The 18,071-nt window shown below is 38.7% G+C and carries 20 protein-coding genes; 15 read left to right on the forward strand and 5 right to left on the reverse strand.

What is annotated here, in order from left to right; genetic code table 11:
- Window positions 1-488: 488 nt before the first annotated feature.
- Complete coding sequence (locus CHA01nite_RS06855) at window positions 489-2,705, forward strand: TonB-dependent receptor (protein WP_146940564.1); 2,217 nt, start codon at window positions 489-491, stop codon at window positions 2,703-2,705.
- A 51-nt stretch (window positions 2,706-2,756) separates the two neighbouring features.
- Window positions 2,757-3,404: a hypothetical protein gene (locus CHA01nite_RS06860; protein WP_146940565.1), complete on the forward strand. Its 648-nt coding sequence runs from the start codon at window positions 2,757-2,759 to the stop codon at window positions 3,402-3,404.
- A 52-nt stretch (window positions 3,405-3,456) separates the two neighbouring features.
- On the opposite strand, the gene CHA01nite_RS06865 is transcribed toward CHA01nite_RS06860, so the two are convergent.
- Window positions 3,457-3,825: a helix-turn-helix domain-containing protein gene (locus tag CHA01nite_RS06865; RefSeq protein ID WP_146940566.1), complete on the reverse strand. Its 369-nt coding sequence runs from the start codon at window positions 3,823-3,825 to the stop codon at window positions 3,457-3,459.
- Between the two features lie 231 nt (window positions 3,826-4,056).
- Here CHA01nite_RS06865 and CHA01nite_RS06870 point away from each other — a divergent pair, with 231 nt between their 5' ends.
- The 9 genes from CHA01nite_RS06870 (at window position 4,057) to CHA01nite_RS06915 (ending at window position 11,787) form a co-directional block, all read left to right on the forward strand.
- Window positions 4,057-5,640 (forward strand): hypothetical protein, encoded by a 1,584-nt coding sequence (locus CHA01nite_RS06870; RefSeq protein WP_146940567.1) that lies wholly within the window; start codon window positions 4,057-4,059, stop codon window positions 5,638-5,640.
- Between the two features lie 2 nt (window positions 5,641-5,642).
- Window positions 5,643-6,215 carry a DUF6705 family protein gene (locus CHA01nite_RS06875; RefSeq protein ID WP_146940568.1) on the forward strand — a complete coding sequence of 191 codons (573 nt, stop codon included), beginning with the start codon at window positions 5,643-5,645 and terminating at the stop codon, window positions 6,213-6,215.
- A gap of 806 nt (window positions 6,216-7,021) precedes the next feature.
- Window positions 7,022-7,429 (forward strand): hypothetical protein, encoded by a 408-nt coding sequence (locus CHA01nite_RS06885; protein ID WP_146940569.1) that lies wholly within the window; start codon window positions 7,022-7,024, stop codon window positions 7,427-7,429.
- Window positions 7,430-7,578: 149 nt separating this feature from the next.
- Window positions 7,579-7,836: a hypothetical protein gene (locus tag CHA01nite_RS06890; protein WP_146940570.1), complete on the forward strand. Its 258-nt coding sequence runs from the start codon at window positions 7,579-7,581 to the stop codon at window positions 7,834-7,836.
- Entirely contained in the window at window positions 7,836-8,243 is a 408-nt protein-coding gene (locus tag CHA01nite_RS06895) for a hypothetical protein (protein ID WP_146940571.1), read from the forward strand. The genes CHA01nite_RS06890 and CHA01nite_RS06895 overlap by 1 nt, the downstream gene beginning before the upstream one ends.
- 436 nt (window positions 8,244-8,679) lie before the next feature.
- A complete protein-coding gene (locus tag CHA01nite_RS06900) occupies window positions 8,680-9,186 on the forward strand; it encodes a hypothetical protein (protein WP_146940572.1) in 507 nt (168 codons plus the stop codon).
- A gap of 357 nt (window positions 9,187-9,543) precedes the next feature.
- Window positions 9,544-10,860, forward strand: coding sequence for a 2TM domain-containing protein (locus CHA01nite_RS06905; RefSeq protein ID WP_146940573.1), 1,317 nt, complete (start codon window positions 9,544-9,546; stop codon window positions 10,858-10,860).
- Between the two features lie 10 nt (window positions 10,861-10,870).
- Entirely contained in the window at window positions 10,871-11,176 is a 306-nt protein-coding gene (locus CHA01nite_RS06910; RefSeq protein ID WP_146940574.1) for a 2TM domain-containing protein, read from the forward strand.
- A 41-nt stretch (window positions 11,177-11,217) separates the two neighbouring features.
- Complete coding sequence (locus CHA01nite_RS06915) at window positions 11,218-11,787, forward strand: methyltransferase family protein (RefSeq protein ID WP_146940575.1); 570 nt, start codon at window positions 11,218-11,220, stop codon at window positions 11,785-11,787.
- Between the two features lie 172 nt (window positions 11,788-11,959).
- On the opposite strand, the gene CHA01nite_RS06920 is transcribed toward CHA01nite_RS06915, so the two are convergent.
- The 4 genes from CHA01nite_RS06920 to CHA01nite_RS06935 form a co-directional block, all read right to left on the reverse strand.
- Window positions 11,960-12,280 carry a helix-turn-helix domain-containing protein gene (locus CHA01nite_RS06920; protein ID WP_146940576.1) on the reverse strand — a complete coding sequence of 107 codons (321 nt, stop codon included), beginning with the start codon at window positions 12,278-12,280 and terminating at the stop codon, window positions 11,960-11,962.
- Between the two features lie 113 nt (window positions 12,281-12,393).
- A complete protein-coding gene (locus CHA01nite_RS06925) occupies window positions 12,394-12,822 on the reverse strand; it encodes a transposase (RefSeq protein ID WP_146940577.1) in 429 nt (142 codons plus the stop codon).
- A 133-nt stretch (window positions 12,823-12,955) separates the two neighbouring features.
- On the reverse strand, window positions 12,956-13,912 hold the full coding sequence (locus CHA01nite_RS06930; protein ID WP_146940578.1) for a phage tail-like protein: 957 nt from the start codon (window positions 13,910-13,912) through the stop codon (window positions 12,956-12,958).
- A 16-nt stretch (window positions 13,913-13,928) separates the two neighbouring features.
- On the reverse strand, window positions 13,929-14,885 hold the full coding sequence (locus CHA01nite_RS06935; protein WP_146940579.1) for a C-type lectin domain-containing protein: 957 nt from the start codon (window positions 14,883-14,885) through the stop codon (window positions 13,929-13,931).
- 415 nt (window positions 14,886-15,300) lie between these two features.
- On the opposite strand from CHA01nite_RS06935, the gene CHA01nite_RS06940 reads away from it, so the two are divergent.
- The 4 genes from CHA01nite_RS06940 (at window position 15,301) to CHA01nite_RS06955 (ending at window position 18,023) form a co-directional block, all read left to right on the forward strand.
- On the forward strand, window positions 15,301-16,440 hold the full coding sequence (locus CHA01nite_RS06940) for a site-specific integrase (RefSeq protein ID WP_170234698.1): 1,140 nt from the start codon (window positions 15,301-15,303) through the stop codon (window positions 16,438-16,440).
- A 184-nt stretch (window positions 16,441-16,624) separates the two neighbouring features.
- On the forward strand, window positions 16,625-16,918 hold the full coding sequence (locus CHA01nite_RS06945) for a 2TM domain-containing protein (protein WP_146940581.1): 294 nt from the start codon (window positions 16,625-16,627) through the stop codon (window positions 16,916-16,918).
- 29 nt (window positions 16,919-16,947) lie between these two features.
- A complete protein-coding gene (locus CHA01nite_RS06950; protein WP_146940582.1) occupies window positions 16,948-17,223 on the forward strand; it encodes a 2TM domain-containing protein in 276 nt (91 codons plus the stop codon).
- Window positions 17,224-17,279: 56 nt separating this feature from the next.
- On the forward strand, window positions 17,280-18,023 hold the full coding sequence (locus CHA01nite_RS06955) for a LytR/AlgR family response regulator transcription factor (protein ID WP_146940583.1): 744 nt from the start codon (window positions 17,280-17,282) through the stop codon (window positions 18,021-18,023).
- Window positions 18,024-18,071: the final 48 nt, after the last annotated feature.

Genomic DNA, 18,071 nt, shown 5'->3' on the forward strand with positions numbered 1-18,071 from the left:
TCGCTTTTCCCGTCAATTCAATTTACTGAATATCAGGTTTGAAAATATGAAGGGGTAAAGGCTTATCCCTAAATTATAAAAATCACGGATAATATCTTAATCTAAATTCCACTCCTTTAGGGTTGGCTAAATTATGGGATCATACTTAAAACAGGAAAATTTGATGATATTCAACTTATTTTCAATCAGTTATTGAGTATGGACTCAACTAGGCTCTGAGTGCGTAAAAATGATTTAAATGATAATAAATGCCTTGGCCATATTGCTAATAAAAGAAACTTCCGGCATCCGGTTTTCTCTTTCAGCTTCATTACCTGATTTCTGCATCTGGCCAACGTTAAAATCTTTTTTTCAAATTCCAATTTAATCCCTGCATCACAGGCAAAAAATCAATTTTTACCGTTCGGCCTGTAAAATCTACCGTTCAGTGACAAAAATTTATTATCCCTGGAATTTCGACCTACTTTTGAATCGAAATAGAAACAGCTATGAAAACAAAACTATTACTTCTCATTACCTTTTTATCTTTCACTTTCCATTTTGCACAGATCAGAATCTCGGGAAAAGTAACCTACAAAAATAAAGGGGTAAGAGAGGTAAGCGTAACCTTAAAAGATACTTACGATGGCGCGACTACAGACGGCAGCGGAAATTTCTCTTTTGAAACCTCCGAAAAAGGAAATTATACCATCGTTTTTACAAATCCTAAATACACCAGCGTCGAAAAATCAATTCTTATTGAAAACCAGGATCTGGTAATCAATACGGAAATAAAAGAACAGATCAGCGAAATCGATGCGGTGGTTATTTCTGCAGGTTCCATTGAAGCCAGCGATAAAAGAAGAGCAACTGCCGCCCTGACGCCGATGGATATTTATACGACGGCAGGTTCCCAGGGCCAGACCACTACCGGCTACAAGTTTTTACCCGGGGTACAGAACGCCGGAGACAATGAGGGCCTTTTCGTAAGAGGCGGTACAGGTGCCGAAACCAAATTTTACATCGACGGTAACCTGGTGAACAATTATTTCAGCAGCTCGGTGCCGGGACTGGCGGGAAGGGAACGTTTTAATACTTCTATTTTTAAAGGAAGCGTATTCTCCAGCGGCGGTTATTCCGCTTTGTACGGACAGGCGTTGTCTTCCGTTCTGCTTTTGGAAAGTGTGGATATGCCGGATGAAAGTTCCTATGCCTTCAATATTTTTCCTTTTTCGCTGGGCGGGGATTACCAGCACGTTAATGAGAAGAAGACCTTCAGCTACGGGATCGATGCCAATATTTCTGATCTGGGACTGGTGACCAAAGTGCTGAATTTCGAGACGGATTTTATCAAAGCACCCAGAAGTGTTTCCGTGAACGGAAATTTCAGGATTAAAACAAAATCCGGCGGTTTCCTGAAATATTACGGAAGCTTTGATGCCAATTCCCTGACGGTTTCGCAGCCAAGCCTGGAGCAGAATTACGATGAGCAGCAGCCTTCGGTTAACGGGAAGAACACTTTTCACAGCATTACCTACAAAAAGAAAATGGGTCGTTACCTGATGAACCTGGGGTCTTCTTTCAGCATCAATAAAAATGATCTGGAAATAGGGATTGTGAATGAAGGAAACAAAATAGGCAATGTCAATATGAATACGGAAGGCCTGTACTGGAACAGCCGGGCGGTCTTCGAAAGAAAAATCGCAGCCGTAAGCAATATCAAAGCCGGTTTTGAGCTTCTTTCGGAAAACGATACGTCTTCATTCTCCATCTTCGGTTCGCCACAGCAGAAGAGCAGCATCAGCAATTTTACCACGGCTTTGTTTGCGGAAAATAACCTGGCTTTCGGACGTAATTTCTCCGCCAGCTTAGGAATTCGGGCAGAAAATTCAAGCTTCCTGAACCAATGGAATGTAGCCCCGCGCGTTTCAGCCGCCTACCGGCTGTCAGATAAATGGGTAACTTCTTTAGCCTACGGTATTTTTTACCAGACTCCGGAATCCAAATATCTTACCCAGAGCTTTAAGCAGAATTTCCAGAAGGCGACCCACTATATTTTCCAGATCCAGCGAAGCGAGGACAACAGAACGCTGAGGATGGAAGCATTTTACAAAGATTATAAGAACCTGGTGAAAACTTCGGTTTCAGGATTCCAAAATGCTGTGCTTCCCGATGATGGAAACGGTTTTGCAAAAGGAGTGGAGGTCTTATGGAGGGATAAGAAGAGCATTAAGAATGTGGATTACTGGATCTCTTATTCGTATTTGGACAGCAGAAGGGAATTCTTAAATTATCCTACCGAACTCTATCCAAGCTTTGCGGCAAAGCATAATATTTCCCTGGTGGCGAAAAAGTTTGTGACTTCATGGAAAACGGGTTTTAATTTTTCCTATACCTATACTTCCGGCCGGCCTTTCTACAATATTATAGTGCAAAACGGAGAGAATATACTTAAAACGGAAGGTAAGGTAAAAGATTTCAGTTCCCTGAATTTCAGCCTGAACTATCTTCCGAATCTGGGGAAAAAAGATGCAAAGGCATTTACTGTCCTGGTAGCCGGGGTTAACAATATTTTAGGCAATAAAAACATATACGGCTACCGTTTTTCCACCAACGGCGAAATGAGTGCCCCGGTTTTACCTGCAGCCCAGACTTTCGTTTATATCGGCGCATTAATCAGCTTCGGAATCGATAAAACCCAGGAAGCGATAGACAATAATCTTTAATCGATAATTTAATTAAAATCAATATAGAATAATCTTAAAAATTTAGAAATCATGAGAAAATACTTTTTAAGCTTTGCTTTAGGCTGTATGAGCTTGGTAACTTACGCTCAGTCCAATTATGAAAAAGTAATGACTGAAAAAATAGTCAAACTGGAAGCCACCCGGTCTCCCGAAGAACTGCAGGCATTGGCCAACGATTTCCAGCGAATTGCCGAAAAGGAAAAAGACAAATGGCAACCCAATTACTACACTGCATTGGCCTACATCCAGAAAGGAAGATCGCAGATGCAGGGCGGCAACAACCAGGCATTGGAAGAAACAGCAGACCAGGCTCAGAAATTTGTAGATGCAGCAGAATCTCTGGAAAAAAACAATTCCGAAATTCATCTGCTTCAGAAAATGATCTATTCGCTTAAAATGATGGTCAATCCAATGGAACGGTTCAGGACTTTCGGATCCCAGGCAGAAGAAGAACTGAAAAAAGCGGAGCAGCTGGACCCATCCAACCCAAGAGTAACCCTGATCAAAGCGGAAGATACCTATTACACACCGGAGCAGTTCGGGGGAAGCAAGACAAAAGGCATGGAACTTTTTAAAATGGCTTTGGATAAATTCAATACCTTTAAACCCAAAACCGCACTGGACCCGAACTGGGGGAAAATGGAAGCCCAGTATTTTTTGAGCGGCGCAGCGAAATAATTCCGAAATATACTTTAAAACCTTCTGCAAAAGAAGGTTTTTTATTTCCGGACTATTCTTTTTTAAGAAGACTCTCAATAAGCCTGCTTTGGGCTTCTATAAGCTTTGTGATGTCCTGTTGATTTTTTATAATGCTATTGATCAATTCTTCTGAAATTGAATGGTTGATCGTAACAGTTCCTTGTATATTACCAATGGCTTTATCCGTATTATTCTGAACGATAGCCTTTTCATCCAGTAATTCATAGACATCGGTTTCGTAGAAATCGGCAATCTTCATCAGGTTTTCCATCGCAGGCTTCGCTTTGTCGCTCTCCCATTTGTTATAAGCATTCTGAGAGACCTGCAGCCTTTCGGCGATCTGTACCTGTGTAAGATTTCTTCCTATCCTTAATTTATTCAGCTTGGTCCCCAAAGTCATATTTTTATATTTTATGCTAATGTAATAAAAAAAAGAAAATACAACTAAGGTTTGGAAATTTTACAACCAAAGTTGGATAGCGTTCAATATTTTTTTTAACAAATTTGTCCCTGGATGAACAGTTTAGCTTGATTACGGAAAAATATTTATCTTTTCCAACCTGAAGGCAAAATATTGCATCTATATAGAAAAGAACAGTATATTTGACCCATTAAAAAAAACAAAATACCCATGAAGAGAAAAATTATTCTCAGGCTGTCTTACCTGATAGTCTTTCTGACCGTTTTCTGGTCCTGTAACAACGAAGATTTTGCCAACGGTAATGTCGAACCCCAAAGAAACAATGCCAATTTTTTCCTGCATTCTACAAAAGGAGGGGCTGCAGCCAGAGGCAGTGTCGATTATGTAGCGATCCTTCAAGCTTATAATGATGAAAAGGATTTCCTCTCCACCATGCCCGACCAGCAGGGGATGCCGGTCTGGGATAAAATGCAGGTATTGGACAACGGTGAAAAGACTGTTCTCTATGTGCCGCTTTCTGCAGACCAGACCGGACTGAGTTCATTGCTGATTGTGAATATTGATGAGGAAAATGCCGTTTCCCGTCTTCAGAATTTCACCAATGATTACCTGGAAGCGTATGTGTATAATGCCGATAACCCTACAGCGAAGCGGAAACTGCTGATGGATACCTTCCTGCAGATGGATTTCTTCACCTTCGGCCATCAGGAGTTTACCAACCTGCCGAAAGATCTTTACAAAGGTTCTACCGAATACAACAGGCTGAACATTCCGGCTATAAAGATAGAAGCAGAACATAGTAAAGGATTTATCTACAATACGGTCTGTACCACTTTTCATTACTGTGTACACGGCCAAGGAACTTCAAACTGCGATTACGGCAACTGTACCTGCGGAGGATTTATAAGCTGCTTTGTGGTGACTTCCTGCACTACAACGGCTACCTGGATCGATGATCCTTTCCCGTCCTTTCCCGGCAGCCATGGCGGAGGGGGCGGCGGCGGAATTCCCATCGATCATCCGAAAGATCCCTGTACCCAGGCGAAAGTTTTTTACAGGGTATTACCCGGATGTAATGGCGGTGGGATTGGAGATGGCGGGAGTGATGAAGAACTATTGCCACCGCAATCTCCCTGTGAAACTTTGACAAAGGCAAAGCAGAATCCTAAAGTAAATAACGCTCTTGAAGATCTAAAACCTAAGACTTTATTAGAAAAAGAATTTACTTATGAAATTGAGAGAAAATACAATAATGCTACCCAAGATTATGATTATGACACTAATTTAAAAGAAGGGGTTGGCTTTTCGGTAGTGGTTTCTTATGGAGGCTTTATAAAAGGCAATGCACACAATCACCCTTCTAATGGAGTAAGAATTCCTTCAGTAGGAGATATCATGTGGCTTAAGCTATGTAAAGAAAATATTGCACCTTCAAAAGCGGTAGCATATAATATTGTGGTGTGTTCTAATCCTGTAAGTCCTAATGACCCTACAAAAGCCAATATTTATGCAATAGCAACGGATGATTCTAATACCATCTCAATAAAAGTGGATGATATGTTAGATCGTTCCGATCTAAGTTCTTTAAATTATGATGGTAAAAGAGATCAATTATTAGCGGAAGATGATAAATATTACGCAGGTCTCGATGATAATCCTACAGAATTAGAGAAAAAATTTTTACAGAAATATGGTAACTTTGGATTAGGCCTTTATAAATTTGACAAAACAGCAAATAAATGGATGAAGATTACTTTGGAAAACAATACAATAATCTCAACACCTTGCGAATAATTATGAAAAAGATAAATATACTTTTAGTTTTAACGATATTCATTTCAAGTTTAGTTTCTTGTCAGACAGTTGCAGACTTGCATAACACTTATCCCACAAACACTCCCAATACTTATTATAAAGATATTGGTGATAAATTTGACCCCTATGTAGGAACTTGGGTATATAATGATGGAACATCTTATATTAAAATAGTATTAATAAAGAAAATTAAAATTCCTGTATGGCAATATTTTGAAGATTGTATTATCGGAGGTTTTCAATATAAAGAAAATGGAATAGAAATTATTAATACTTTAAATGATATTAACGTTTCTCTATCAGATCCTAGAAATCACGCTATTTGGGGAGATTATTTTATGAATAATACTTCACCTTTTGCACAATATACTACTAATAATAGTAGACTCAAAATATCTATAAAAGAAAATGACTGTATAAGTCACATGGAAATAAGAACATTGACTTTAAATGGACAACCTGCAATACAGATATTTAAAAAGAAGCCAATGGAATTACACCAAGTTTGTGATCCTGTAATTCCTGGAGGTTTTTATTATCTGATAAAGCAATAAAATAGTACAGGCTGTAGCAAAAACTACAGCCTTTTTGCAAATATGAAAACATTACATCTATTTACAGCTTTATTTATTTAATAGTAATTTTAATGATCCAATAAAATATCCTGTCTATGGAAGCTAGTGACTTCCTGCACTACAACGGCTACCTGGATCGATGATCCTTTCCCGGTAGCCATGGCGGAGGGGGGGCGGAATTCCCATCGATTATCCGAAAGATCCCTGTACCCAGGCGAAAGTATTTTATAGAGTACGGCCAGGATGTTTGGGAAGCGGAGGAGATGCGGGTTTGAATGGTCTTGATGATCCTTGTCAAAAGATAATTACGGAAAATTTAAAAGCAAAAGCTCTCCTCAATCAAACGGTAATCGCTAATCAGAATACCGCAATGAAAGCTGGAATTTCTACATCTACCATAGAATTATACTTTTAACTTTTTCAATTAAGAGTAAGGCGCAATTATTAGATACTTTAAATTACTTAAAACAATTTGAAGTAAATAAAATAAATTATGTTGGTCAACCTTTTTCAAAATTATTGAATGATATGACCCAAATACAGCCAAAAACGGTATGGAGCCACACACCATTCAATAATAAAAAAATAATATTAAGTACCGATTTTAAATTTGTCGAAAAAGATTATTCTTATGGCAATTCAATAAAATTACTTATAAAATGGCAGAATCCATTATTAGAATCTACGACATCATCTCTTGCATTTTAAAACAATTGTTATTTTACTAGTGATGAAAAAGCTTTTTATGGCAGTAAAATAATACAAGATATACACGTATATCGATAATGAAATGGTCTTTTAAAATATTTCTATTTTATGCTTTACTCTTGTTTATAAAGAGCAAAGCACAATTAGATACATTAAATTATTTAAAGCAATTTGAAGCCAACAAGGCTAATTATATTGGACAGCCTTTTTCAAAACTATTACAAGATATGACTCAGATACAGCCTAAAACGGCATGGCCATTTTCAAAATTTAATAACAAAAATATAACTTATAAAACAATATTTAACTTTTGTGATTATGATTACTCATTTCATAATGTTATAAATATGTCAATTGAATGGGCAGATTTAATTCCTTTCTCACAAGCAGATTATTATGGTATTCTTCATCATGGTAATTTCACCAATGACGAGAAAGCTTTTTATGGCAGTAAAATAATACAAGATATACACGTATATCGATAATCAAATGGTCTTCTGAAATATTCCTGTTCTGTGCTTTGCTCTTGTTTATAAAGAGCAAAGCACAATTAGATACATTAAATTATTTAAAACAATTTGAAGCCAATAGGGCAAATTATATAGGACAGCCGTTTTCAAAATTGCTACAAGATATGATCCAAATACAGCCAAAAACAGTTTGGCCATCTCCAAATTTTAAAAATAAAAATTATAATTTTAGTACACGATTTAAATTTTGTAATGTTGAACAATCTTATTTTAATGTAATAACATTATCTGTTGAGTGGGAAACACCTATTCCAGTAAGTTCATCTGAATATTATCAACAATTGCATGATTTCTACTTCACTAATGATGAAAAAAATCTTTATGGAAGCAAAATAGTGAAAGATATCAAAGTATATCGCTAATGAAATGGTCTTCTGAAATATTCCTGTTCTGTGCTTTGTTCTTGTTTATAAAGAGCAAAGCACAATTAGATACATTAAATTACTTAAAACAATTTGAGGCAAACAAAGTTAATTATATTGGTCAACCATTTTCAAAATTATTACAAGATATAACTCAAATACAGCCAAAAACAGCTTGGCCTATTCCAAATTTTAAAACAAAACATTATAATTTCTCGACAGATTTTAAATTTTGTGATAAAGAGTTTTCCTTTTATAATGCAGTTACCCTTATTGTTGAGTGGCAAACACCCATATCAAGGTCAGATAGTAAATATTATCAAGTCTTGAATCATTCATACTTCACCAATGATGAGAAAGCTTTCTACGGAAATAAGATCGTAAAAGATATAAGAATTTATCGATGAGAGGAAAAATAATTTTGTTACTTTTGATTTTGCTGTCAATGTTTTATAAATCTCAAAAGATAACGGTCCGAGGTATTGCCAGAGATACTACAAAGAACAGAAACTTTGTAATGGTTGTTGTAAATGATACTTTACGCAAGCATAGAAATATGCAGGAGAAAAACAAAAGCTGAAAAAAAAACAGTTATTTAGAACTCACAAAAAACAGAGAATTTAATACAATCGCAGATAAAAAGGAAATTATGAAATAAGGGCAAAACTTACTGATACATTATATTTTTACAGCAATAAATATTTCACCCAAAAATATAAAGTTGCAGATATTATCAAGAAAAAAGTAAGAGTACAGCTTGAGCCGGAACCTTGCATCGCCTTTGTAGAATGCAAAAAGAAAAACCCTTCCAAGTATTATATCTTTGTTGTAGAAAAAGTTTCGATGGATTGGGAACCAGATCCATATTACTGTAATGTGTTCTCATTAGATATGGGAGGATTTCGATTTAAGTATAAAATTAAAGAACAGATTTACGGAAATTATCCCACAGATACTATAGAATTTAAAGCATATGATCATTATGGAGCACCTAAATTCAGGCTTTATGATACAGTTCTCTTGTTCGTAGGAGAGTGGTGTGGAAAATTATACCATGAAAAATATCAGTTCTTTGATTTTTATAAAACCAGAGACGGAAGGTGGGCAAGTCCGGGAGATCCTTATAAGTTTCACGGCTATCAAAAAGAAAAGTTAGTGAAAGCACAAGCTATTGAATTTGAGCCTTCTTTGAGAATTGATATTTCAAACTCACATTCTTATTCTTATAAAAGACCCCAAAAATACGAAGAGCCTTATTATAGAATTTTAGGTGATAAAGCAGTACCTTTGATGGGGACTTATATTGAAGATCTTATAAAAGTAAAAATGGGCGGATTTTTTAAAAGATAGAAATATAGATGAAAAAGAATTGCATTTTACAAGCAAAAAATAACAAGTTGAATAATAGGAAGCCCTATCAATTAATTATGCTTTAAACGTTTTAAAATACTTTGAAATCAATAAATCAAGCCCAGTAGGCCGACCTTTCTTTAAATTACTGATGATGTGACTTAAATACAAATAAAACTGGAGTAAAACGGAAGCCCAGTATTTTTTAAGCGGCGCGGCGAAATAATTCCGAAATATACTTTAAAACCTTCTCATGAAAGAAGGTTTTTTCCGTTCAGTCCCAAAAAACTACCGTTCGGAAAAAAATAATTTTTAGTACTTAGAATATAGCCTATTTTTGAAATAAGAAAATTGTAAATGAAACGGAAGAACCTTATCACTTTATGCTGGATCTCGGTGGCCACATCGATGGTCTTTTTCTTTGGGTTTACCAGCGAGAAAACGGTGGAAAATTTCATGCTTACCGTGGCGGTATGTTTCATGTATTCATTTATCCTGGGTGCTGGAAACGGGCTGATCAACGATTATCTCAATAAGAAGTTCCCGTGGTCTGAAGCGACGACAAAAAGGGCGGTCATCAGTATTGTCTCTATCCTGATCGCCAATACGGTAATGGTGTATTTTTGCAACTACATGAATTTTGTCGTATTCCAGAAGGCAGCGACCACCGAAGAATATTTTTCAGGAAAATATGGTTTTGTGAACTGGTTTACGATCAATATTGCCCTTTTGATTTCCGCCTTTCTCCATGCCAAAGGCTTTATGGAAGAGCTGAAAAAGACTTCCAAAAAGGAAGTGGTGGAGCAGAAGCTGATTGCCAAATCGGCCAATGCCCAGTTTGAAAGCCTTAAAAACCAGCTGGATCCGCATTTTCTCTTCAATTCTTTGAATGTTTTAAGCTCGCTGATCGACGAAAACCCCAAGCAGGCGCAGAAGTTTACCGCCTCGATGTCAAAGATCTACCGCTATGTTTTGGAACAGAAAGATAAGGAACTCGTAACCGTAGAAGACGAGCTGGAATTTGCGAAAACCTACTGCGATTTATTGAAAACGAGATTTGAAGACAGCGTAGACTTTGTTTTTGACGTGAAAAAAGATGATTACCGGAGATTTGTCGTGCCGTTGTCGCTGCAGCTGCTGCTGGAGAACTGCATCAAGCATAATTTCGCCACTTCATCCAAACCTTTGGTCATTAAAATTTTCTCCGAAAACGATACGCTCTGTATTGAAAACAACCTGCAGGTAAGGGAGCAGATTAAGGAAAGTTCGGGAATTGGTCTGTCGAATATCGTTCAGCGGTATTCCCTGCTGACGAAGAGAAACGTATTCATTGAGAAATCGGAAGATTATTTTAAAGTAAAGCTCCCGGTGCTTTCTTCCAGGCCCAATGCCGTAAGCATATTGCCGGAAACAAAAAATGAGTCCTATGAAAAGGCACAGAAGCGCGTTAAGGAAATCAAAAGCTTCTACGGAAACCTTATTTCCTACTGTCTCATCATTCCTTTTTTAATTATTGTCAACATCATGACCAGCCCGGGTGACCTCTGGTTCATTTATCCGATGTTAGGCTGGGGAATCGGGCTTGCTGCACATGGAATGGGGGTATTCGGTGTCGGTAAAAAATGGGAAGACAAAAAAATCAGGGAGATTCTTGAAAAACAAAACAAACGATAAAATGTATATCATGGAAAATATCAGCAAAGACGACATCCGCTACAAAGAAGCCGAAAGACAGGTAAAAAGAATCAAAAAATTCTATGTTTTCCTGTTTATCTATATCGCAGTAAATATTTTTATCCTGGTGCTCAATTACAGAGAATTGCAGCCGGGAGATACCATCTGGCAGCTGAAGTATTTCTCACTGCCGATCTTTTGGGGAATTGCCGTGGTCATTCATGGCCTGAGAACCTTCATGCCGAACTTTATGCTGGGAAGCAATTGGGAAGACCGTAAGATCAAGGAACTGATGGATAAAGAGAAGCAGCTGTAGCGGTAAGCTCTGTTTAAAGTAAATCAATACAAACTGATGTTATGAAGACTTTACAGATCTTGTTTACCGTGTCCATGTTCGTATGGTTCATCACGGAAATTCTTTACAAAAATATCCTGAAATCCGGTGAAACGGATAAAAAAGGCAAAGACCGGTCTACCCTGAACATTCTCTGGATGGCCATTCCGGGATCTATTCTGAGTGCTGTTGCAGTTTCATCCCTTATAAGAATTCCGATTTCCGATGAGGTCCTGATTTATTATGCAGGAGCGGCCCTGATATGGACCGGAATTATCTTAAGGTTTGTCATCATCCGCTCTTTGGGTAAATATTTCACGGTGGATGTCACCATTCGCGAAGACCATAAGATCAAAAGGGAAGGGTTTTACAGGTACATCAGGCATCCGTCGTATGCTTTTTCCCTGCTTACTTCGTTAGGGCTTGGTTTATACCTGAATAACTGGCTTTCTCTGGGTTTAGCTTTTACCATTCCTTTTGTGGCGTTCCTGTACAGGATCAAAGTGGAAGAAAAAGCGCTGATCGAACAGTTCGGTGAAGACTACCTGGAGTACCGGCGAAAAACAAAAAAACTGATTCCGTTTGTCTATTAACCTGCTATAAGTCCGGTAATCTCCGCTGTAATTTTGCCTTTTACCAGTCTAAAAAGGCAAGTTATGCTTAAAGATTCTGCACGGAACTTTATTGAGAAGGATAAATCATATGGTGATGGAGGTTAGTAATAAAGAAAATCTGCCGCCTTCATTTTCCGGTAAAGCGATACCGTTAATAACCAAACATTTTTTTCCATTTGGTAACTGAGTTTCTGCTGATCTTGAAATGTTTTGCCAGCTGAATGTTGTTCAGTGCATGTTTCTTCTGGTAATCGAGCATTTTCAGGATGGTAGGCTGATCATAAGATTTAAGCCGCTGATTGGTGGAAAACAGGTCTGAATTGTTTTCGTTAATAATACTGTTGAGGCTGATGACATCCATGATGTTGATGCTATTTTTTTTCAAAAGTTTTTGACAGAACAAAGCTTTTTCAGGATATTTCATAGAGATCATATCGCTGTAAATCTTCTTGTAGTTCGGAACATTTTTCATACGGAGACGGGATTACGGGGGGTTATATTTTATTTAAATGGCCGGATGATAAAATCATCCGGCACTTGCCTGAATTCGTTATTTCAGATCGGTGATCTCAACAAAAGGCCGGATTACTTTTTACTCTTCTCAATCCATTTATACAAAGTGGTTTTTGGAATATTATAATCCTGGATGATTTCAAGTTTTGTCTTCGTATGGCTTTCAAGCAGCTCAAGAATGAAATCGATAATTTCTTTAGTGTAAAGATTTTTACGGAACTGCGGGAGCCCGGAATTTTTAACCTGCTTCAGCGGATTGCATTCGGAGCTTTTCTGCGGGGAATAAAGGATCAGGTGCTGGCTGTACATCCTGAAGAAATCGTATTCCAGAAGTTTGGACCACCTCAGCAGAATGCCTGTCGGGAGTTCTTCGCACTGATACATTTGGTAAACCTGCGCTTCGTTTGCTTTTAAAAAATTGCAGATACGAAGCATACTGATGTCACTTTCATCAACCTTTTTTTGAATGATCTTTCCGATGTGGATGTTTTTAAAGTCCATAACGACTATTGGTTTATGTAGACAGATGTGTTTTTATTAAGCGCCCTGTAATTTAAGGTACAGGGAGATGGATAATCCCGGCAAAGCATAGAGGTCGTCAGGCCTGCGGTCTTTGCCGGAATATATAAGACGGTTATTGCTGGAACTCTATGATAAATGCATTGACATAACCGTTATTTGCAGGAAAATCGTTCCAGAGGTGATAGCTGGTATAACCGTTATAGGTTTTTGTTCCTGCTGCATTTTTTTCATAGGTATGAACAAATCCTTCTCCTGAACCCGCATTATTGGGTTCACCATTTGCAAACCAGCCGGATTTTTTTACGGCGTTTGTCCCTCCGGCGGAATAGTCATGAACAGGCTGTTCGCCGCTGATCCATTTTTCTTCCGGATCGGGCGTAAGGGCAGCCCCGGCATACCAGGAAAACTTGACAAAGCCGATCCATGCTTTTTGGGTATTAAAAACGGAATTGTTTAGCAGGTTCTGTTCTACATATTGCCATTCGGCATCGGAAGCGAAGGTAGCCAGGTAACCACCCATATTTTTGGCGGCATTGTAGGCATCAAACCAGCTGATTGCAGTAGATCCCGAATAAGCCGTATAGGAATGGCCGTTGCTGCTGTACGAGATACTGGCAACTTTGGTATAGGTATGTCCTCCCGCCGAAACGGTTTGCGGAGCAGAAGCGGCGGTTGCTGTTTTACTTGGAATATATCCTAAAATATTCGGATCCACTGTGGTAGAATAGCTGATAACGGTCGTATTAACCGATTTACCCATGCTTTTCCATACGCTACCATTAAAATAATAACACCCCGGAGCGGTAATATCGGCGGTTTTGGTATCGGTAGATGAAGGAACGGAAGTTACATATACCATGGCTCCGGTTTGGGCTGCCGCATACTGATTTCCTGCATTTTTTATCTGGTCACCGGTAAGCCGCGGTATCATTATTCCTTCTGAAGTGCTTCCGTCGGCCTTAAGAGCTTTTACATCCAACGTCGCATCAGGTGCTGTATTTGCAATACCAATCTGGGAAAAAGCGAGACTCTGAATTGCCAGGAAAATCAGGCATAATTTTTTTCTCATATTCTTATGTATTGGGTTATTGTTGGAATTCTACAATGAATCCTGAAACATTTGTCGTATTTGCGACAACGTCATTCCAAAGATGGGTTGAGGTATAGCCATTATAGGTTTTGCTGGCATCATTTTTCTTCAGGGTCTGTACAAATCCTTCGGAACCTCCGGCATTGTTGGGTTCTCCGGAGCCGAACCAGTTGGATTTTCGTACGGCTGATGTTCCTCCTGCAGAATAATCGTGTAGCGGCTGTTCTCCGGTAATCCATTTTTCTTCCGGATCCGGAGTCAGGGCAGCCCCTGCGAACCATGAAAATTTAGCAAACCCGATCCATGCATACTGGGTATTGAAAGCTGTCGCATTCAGGAGATTGGTTTCTACATATTGCCATTCCGCATCATTGGTAAAGGTGGCAAGATAAGCTCCCATATTCTTGGCAGCGTTATAAGCATTGTACCAGGAAACTCCTGCAGCAGAAGCAGCATATGCCGCATAAGAATGTCCGTTGTAAATAGCAGTACCTGTTCTGGTACAGGTAACGCCGTTTACGGTAAGGGTAGCCGGGGCATTGGTGGCAGCGGTTGCGGTGGTGCTGGGAACATAGCCCAAAATATTAGGATCGATAACGGTACTGATACTGAGAGTCGTGGTGGTACTTTGGGCCCCCATTCCGTTCCAGACGCTCCCGTCGAAGTAATAATATCCGGGCGCGGTAATGTTTACCGTTTTTGCGGACGACGTTGTGGGTGTTGAGGTAGCATAGACAATAACGCCTATCTGAGCCGCAGTATACCTGGAATCGGCACTCAGAATCTGATCTCCAGTCAATCTTGGGGCAATAACCCCTTCAGGAGAAGTACCGTCGGTATTTTTTGCAGTAACATCCAGCGTGGCTTTCGGATTCTGATTGTTAATCCCCACCTGTGAGTATATGGCAACAGATAAAGTAAGGGAGGCCATTGTCAGTAATTTTTTTTTCATTGCGTGAACTAATTATGGTTAGAGTAGTTAATTAGTCTATTACAGACTAATGTGGATTTGGATGTTATTATATATGAATACTTTAATTTTGTATAGAAAGGCATTTGTACATTTGGTGTATGATCATGTGCAGAATTTAGGTTATATTATTTTTTCAATTTAAAGCTGCAATCTTGTATTTTACAATAATTTAATAAACCCTACTTGTTTATTTTAATTTAATTATTACCTTTGCATTGTTAGTCTGTAATAGACTAATTATTTGTACTATTTTTGGGAAATTAATTTAATATTTTCAATTCCCATGGTTATCACTTTTTTTTTAAAGCCGGAAAAATTATCAGAGAAATACAGGATCTGTCTTTCCGTTGTTGCTGCTTTTTCTCAAAAGCCATTTATCTGCGAAATGCCTTTTATGATCACAAAAGAGGATTGGGATGAGCAGAAACAGCGTCCTTTCAATATTTATCTGAAGAAATACAAGATCATTTATGATCATCTGAATACGGTAAGAATTCAGGTGGTCCCGCTTGTTGCCAAAGCCTGTAAAAACGGGAAAAGATTGTCGTTCAAAGGGCTTACCCGGGAAATAAGGAAAATATGTTCCTGCGGGAAAAAGGAATATGCTGAAGGGTCGCTGCTTGACATGATGAAATCATACCTGGAGGAGAAGGGCGGGACGATATGCCTTTCCACCTACAGAAGATACAGGGTATTCATACGGATGGTTGAAATGTTTGAAGGTTTTATAGTCAGGCATATTTCCATTGCTGAGATTGATCCGGAGCTCATCGGCCGCTTTTGTCAGTTCGGAAAAGAGGAAAATTATACCCAGAGTACCATCAGCAGGACCATCGAGTTCATTAAAACCGTTCTCAATCATGCGGAGCGGAAAGGAATCCTCACCAGCGTAAGGCAGCTGGAAGTGCCTAAAGTAAAGAACGTAAAAAAGGTAATGATCCTTACCGAAGAAGAAATCAGCCGGGTTGCAGAAGCGGAGATCCCGGAAAAACTTCAGCGTGCAAGAGACTGGCTGCTAATCAGCTGCTATACCGGACAGAGGATTTCGGATTTTATGCATTTTAATGCCGGACAGCTTACGGAGATCGGAGGAAAGCAGTGTCTGTCATTTATACAGAAAAAAACCCGTAAGGAAATTGTACTGCCTCTTCATCCTGAAGTATTGAATATCCTGAACAAATACGGCAACTCGTTTCCGGAACCCCTGGACACAACGCTGTATAACAGGCATATTAAAAAGATTGCTGCATTAGCCGGCATCAGCGATTATGTAAAAGTGCGGAAGAGGGTAGGGTTCAGGGGAAAGGATATGCAGGTGGAAAAATGGCAGAGCATGACCAGCCATATCGGAAGAAGAAGTTTTGCCTCCAACTTTTATGGCCAGATCCCGACTCCTTTGCTGATGCAGGCCACCGGACACAGTACCGAACATATGTTTTTAAACTACATCAATTCCGTTCACTACGATAGGGTAGTAAGCCTGGGCAATTATTTTGAGCAGTTGTATGCTTCACGGAATATGGCCCGTCCATAGCATTCTTTTAGGATGACCAGAGCATAAGGAAGGTTTTCAGGCTAACATATTTTCCGTAAAACATCTTGTTCTACGGTTCAGTCTCCATATTCTACCGTTCGGTGATATAAAATTGATCTGAGACTGTTTACTGTGCTACATTTGTATCAACAAAAACAAACAATTCATCTTTAAAACAAAAAATATGGAAACGTATATCAACAAAGAAACACAGGCTTACGAAAAAGCATCAAGAAGAGTAAAAGAACTGAAAGGGTTCTACGGAAATCTTACTTCCTACGTTCTGGTCATTTCCTTTTTGGTGATCCTGAACATTCTTACTTCTCCGGGATACCTATGGTTTATATGGCCGATGATGGGCTGGGGAATCGGTGTTGCCGCCCATGCTGCCGGTACTTTCGGAATCGGGAAAGACTGGGAAGAACGTAAGATCAAAGAGCTGATGAACGAAGAAAGAAAGAGCACAAAAACTTTATAATCAATTCATAAACTTAAAAATATAATACAATGGACTACAATCAGGCACAACAAAGGGTAAAAGATCTTAAAAAATTCTACAAAAGCGTTTTATGGTTCTTTATCGTCGCTTTTATTATTTTTTTCAATAATATTTTTGAAAAAGGAATTTTTGATTTTTCATTCAGGGACGGATCTGTACTTCTGGCAATCTGGGGGATTATCCTTACGGTGAAAGCGGTAAAACTCTTCCTGCTGGATTCCGGATGGGAGAAGGGCATCATCGAAAAAGAGATGGCAAAATCAAAACAGCCGGTCAAATTTTAAAAACGGTAAATTTTGTTTATTTTTATCCGGAATTTTAAAACTGAATCGGGAAACCCATGATTAAGACAGTAATTATCGAAGACGAAAAGCCGGCTTCAAGGAAATTGGAAAGAATGCTCAGTGAATTTTCTGATATCAAATTGGTTGCCAAAATAGAATCCGTAGAGGAGGGCATCGGATGGTTTTCGGCAAATGAACACCCGCAGCTGATTTTTTCAGATATTGTGCTGGGAGACGGCCTGTCATTCGATATTTTTGAGAAAGTGCGGACCAAAGCGTTTATTATCTATACGACTGCGTTCGACCAATATACCCTGAAGGCTTTCAAGCTGAACAGCATCGATTACCTGCTGAAGCCGATCCTGGATGAAGATCTTGCTGCTGCAGTGGAAAAATTCAAATCTTTCATTCCTTCAGAAAGTGCGGTTAATTCTCAGGAGATTAAGCAGTTGATTAAGAAAGATAAATCCACGCTCTCCAGAATTCTGGTAAAAATAGGATATAACCTGAAAATCGTACAGACGCAGGAAGTAAGTTGCTTTTTCAGCGAAAATAAAATCGTTTACCTGCAGACCAAGGAACGGACTTATCCATCCGATTTCACGCTGGACGAACTGGAAGAGGTACTGGACGAAAAAAAATTCTTCCGGGCAAACCGGCAGTTTATCATCAATTCCGATTACATCAAAAATATTCATACTTCCCCCAATTACAAAGTGGAACTGGAGTTTCAGCCGCAGGAAGAAATCACCGTCAGCAGAGAGAGGGTAAAGGATTTTAAAGACTGGCTGGTAAGCTAATCTGGATTATTTATTGTTATCAATTATCATTCATAACTCATCATTAAT

This window comes from Chryseobacterium hagamense, assembly GCF_007991455.1.
Taxonomy (GTDB): Bacteria; Bacteroidota; Bacteroidia; order Flavobacteriales; family Weeksellaceae; genus Chryseobacterium; species Chryseobacterium hagamense.

Bases quoted from the DNA above. Each gene is read 5' to 3' on its own strand.
- CHA01nite_RS06915 (WP_146940575.1), top strand. From the start codon at position 11,218: ATGAAGACTTTACAGATCTTGTTTACCGTGTCCATGTTCGTATGGTTC.
- CHA01nite_RS06895 (WP_146940571.1), top strand. From the start codon at position 7,836: ATGAAATGGTCTTCTGAAATATTCCTGTTCTGTGCTTTGTTCTTGTTT.
- CHA01nite_RS06890 (WP_146940570.1), top strand. From the start codon at position 7,579: ATGATCCAAATACAGCCAAAAACAGTTTGGCCATCTCCAAATTTTAAA.
- CHA01nite_RS06875 (WP_146940568.1), top strand. From the start codon at position 5,643: ATGAAAAAGATAAATATACTTTTAGTTTTAACGATATTCATTTCAAGT.
- CHA01nite_RS06885 (WP_146940569.1), top strand. From the start codon at position 7,022: ATGAAATGGTCTTTTAAAATATTTCTATTTTATGCTTTACTCTTGTTT.
- CHA01nite_RS06945 (WP_146940581.1), top strand. From the start codon at position 16,625: ATGGAAACGTATATCAACAAAGAAACACAGGCTTACGAAAAAGCATCA.
- CHA01nite_RS06870 (WP_146940567.1), top strand. From the start codon at position 4,057: ATGAAGAGAAAAATTATTCTCAGGCTGTCTTACCTGATAGTCTTTCTG.
- CHA01nite_RS06855 (WP_146940564.1), top strand. From the start codon at position 489: ATGAAAACAAAACTATTACTTCTCATTACCTTTTTATCTTTCACTTTC.
- CHA01nite_RS06935 (WP_146940579.1), bottom strand. From the start codon at position 14,885: ATGAAAAAAAAATTACTGACAATGGCCTCCCTTACTTTATCTGTTGCC.
- CHA01nite_RS06940 (WP_170234698.1), top strand. From the start codon at position 15,301: ATGATCACAAAAGAGGATTGGGATGAGCAGAAACAGCGTCCTTTCAAT.
- CHA01nite_RS06910 (WP_146940574.1), top strand. From the start codon at position 10,871: ATGGAAAATATCAGCAAAGACGACATCCGCTACAAAGAAGCCGAAAGA.
- CHA01nite_RS06905 (WP_146940573.1), top strand. From the start codon at position 9,544: ATGAAACGGAAGAACCTTATCACTTTATGCTGGATCTCGGTGGCCACA.
- CHA01nite_RS06925 (WP_146940577.1), bottom strand. From the start codon at position 12,822: ATGGACTTTAAAAACATCCACATCGGAAAGATCATTCAAAAAAAGGTT.
- CHA01nite_RS06865 (WP_146940566.1), bottom strand. From the start codon at position 3,825: ATGACTTTGGGGACCAAGCTGAATAAATTAAGGATAGGAAGAAATCTT.
- CHA01nite_RS06860 (WP_146940565.1), top strand. From the start codon at position 2,757: ATGAGAAAATACTTTTTAAGCTTTGCTTTAGGCTGTATGAGCTTGGTA.
- CHA01nite_RS06920 (WP_146940576.1), bottom strand. From the start codon at position 12,280: ATGAAAAATGTTCCGAACTACAAGAAGATTTACAGCGATATGATCTCT.
- CHA01nite_RS06930 (WP_146940578.1), bottom strand. From the start codon at position 13,912: ATGAGAAAAAAATTATGCCTGATTTTCCTGGCAATTCAGAGTCTCGCT.
- CHA01nite_RS06900 (WP_146940572.1), top strand. From the start codon at position 8,680: ATGGATTGGGAACCAGATCCATATTACTGTAATGTGTTCTCATTAGAT.
- CHA01nite_RS06955 (WP_146940583.1), top strand. From the start codon at position 17,280: ATGATTAAGACAGTAATTATCGAAGACGAAAAGCCGGCTTCAAGGAAA.
- CHA01nite_RS06950 (WP_146940582.1), top strand. From the start codon at position 16,948: ATGGACTACAATCAGGCACAACAAAGGGTAAAAGATCTTAAAAAATTC.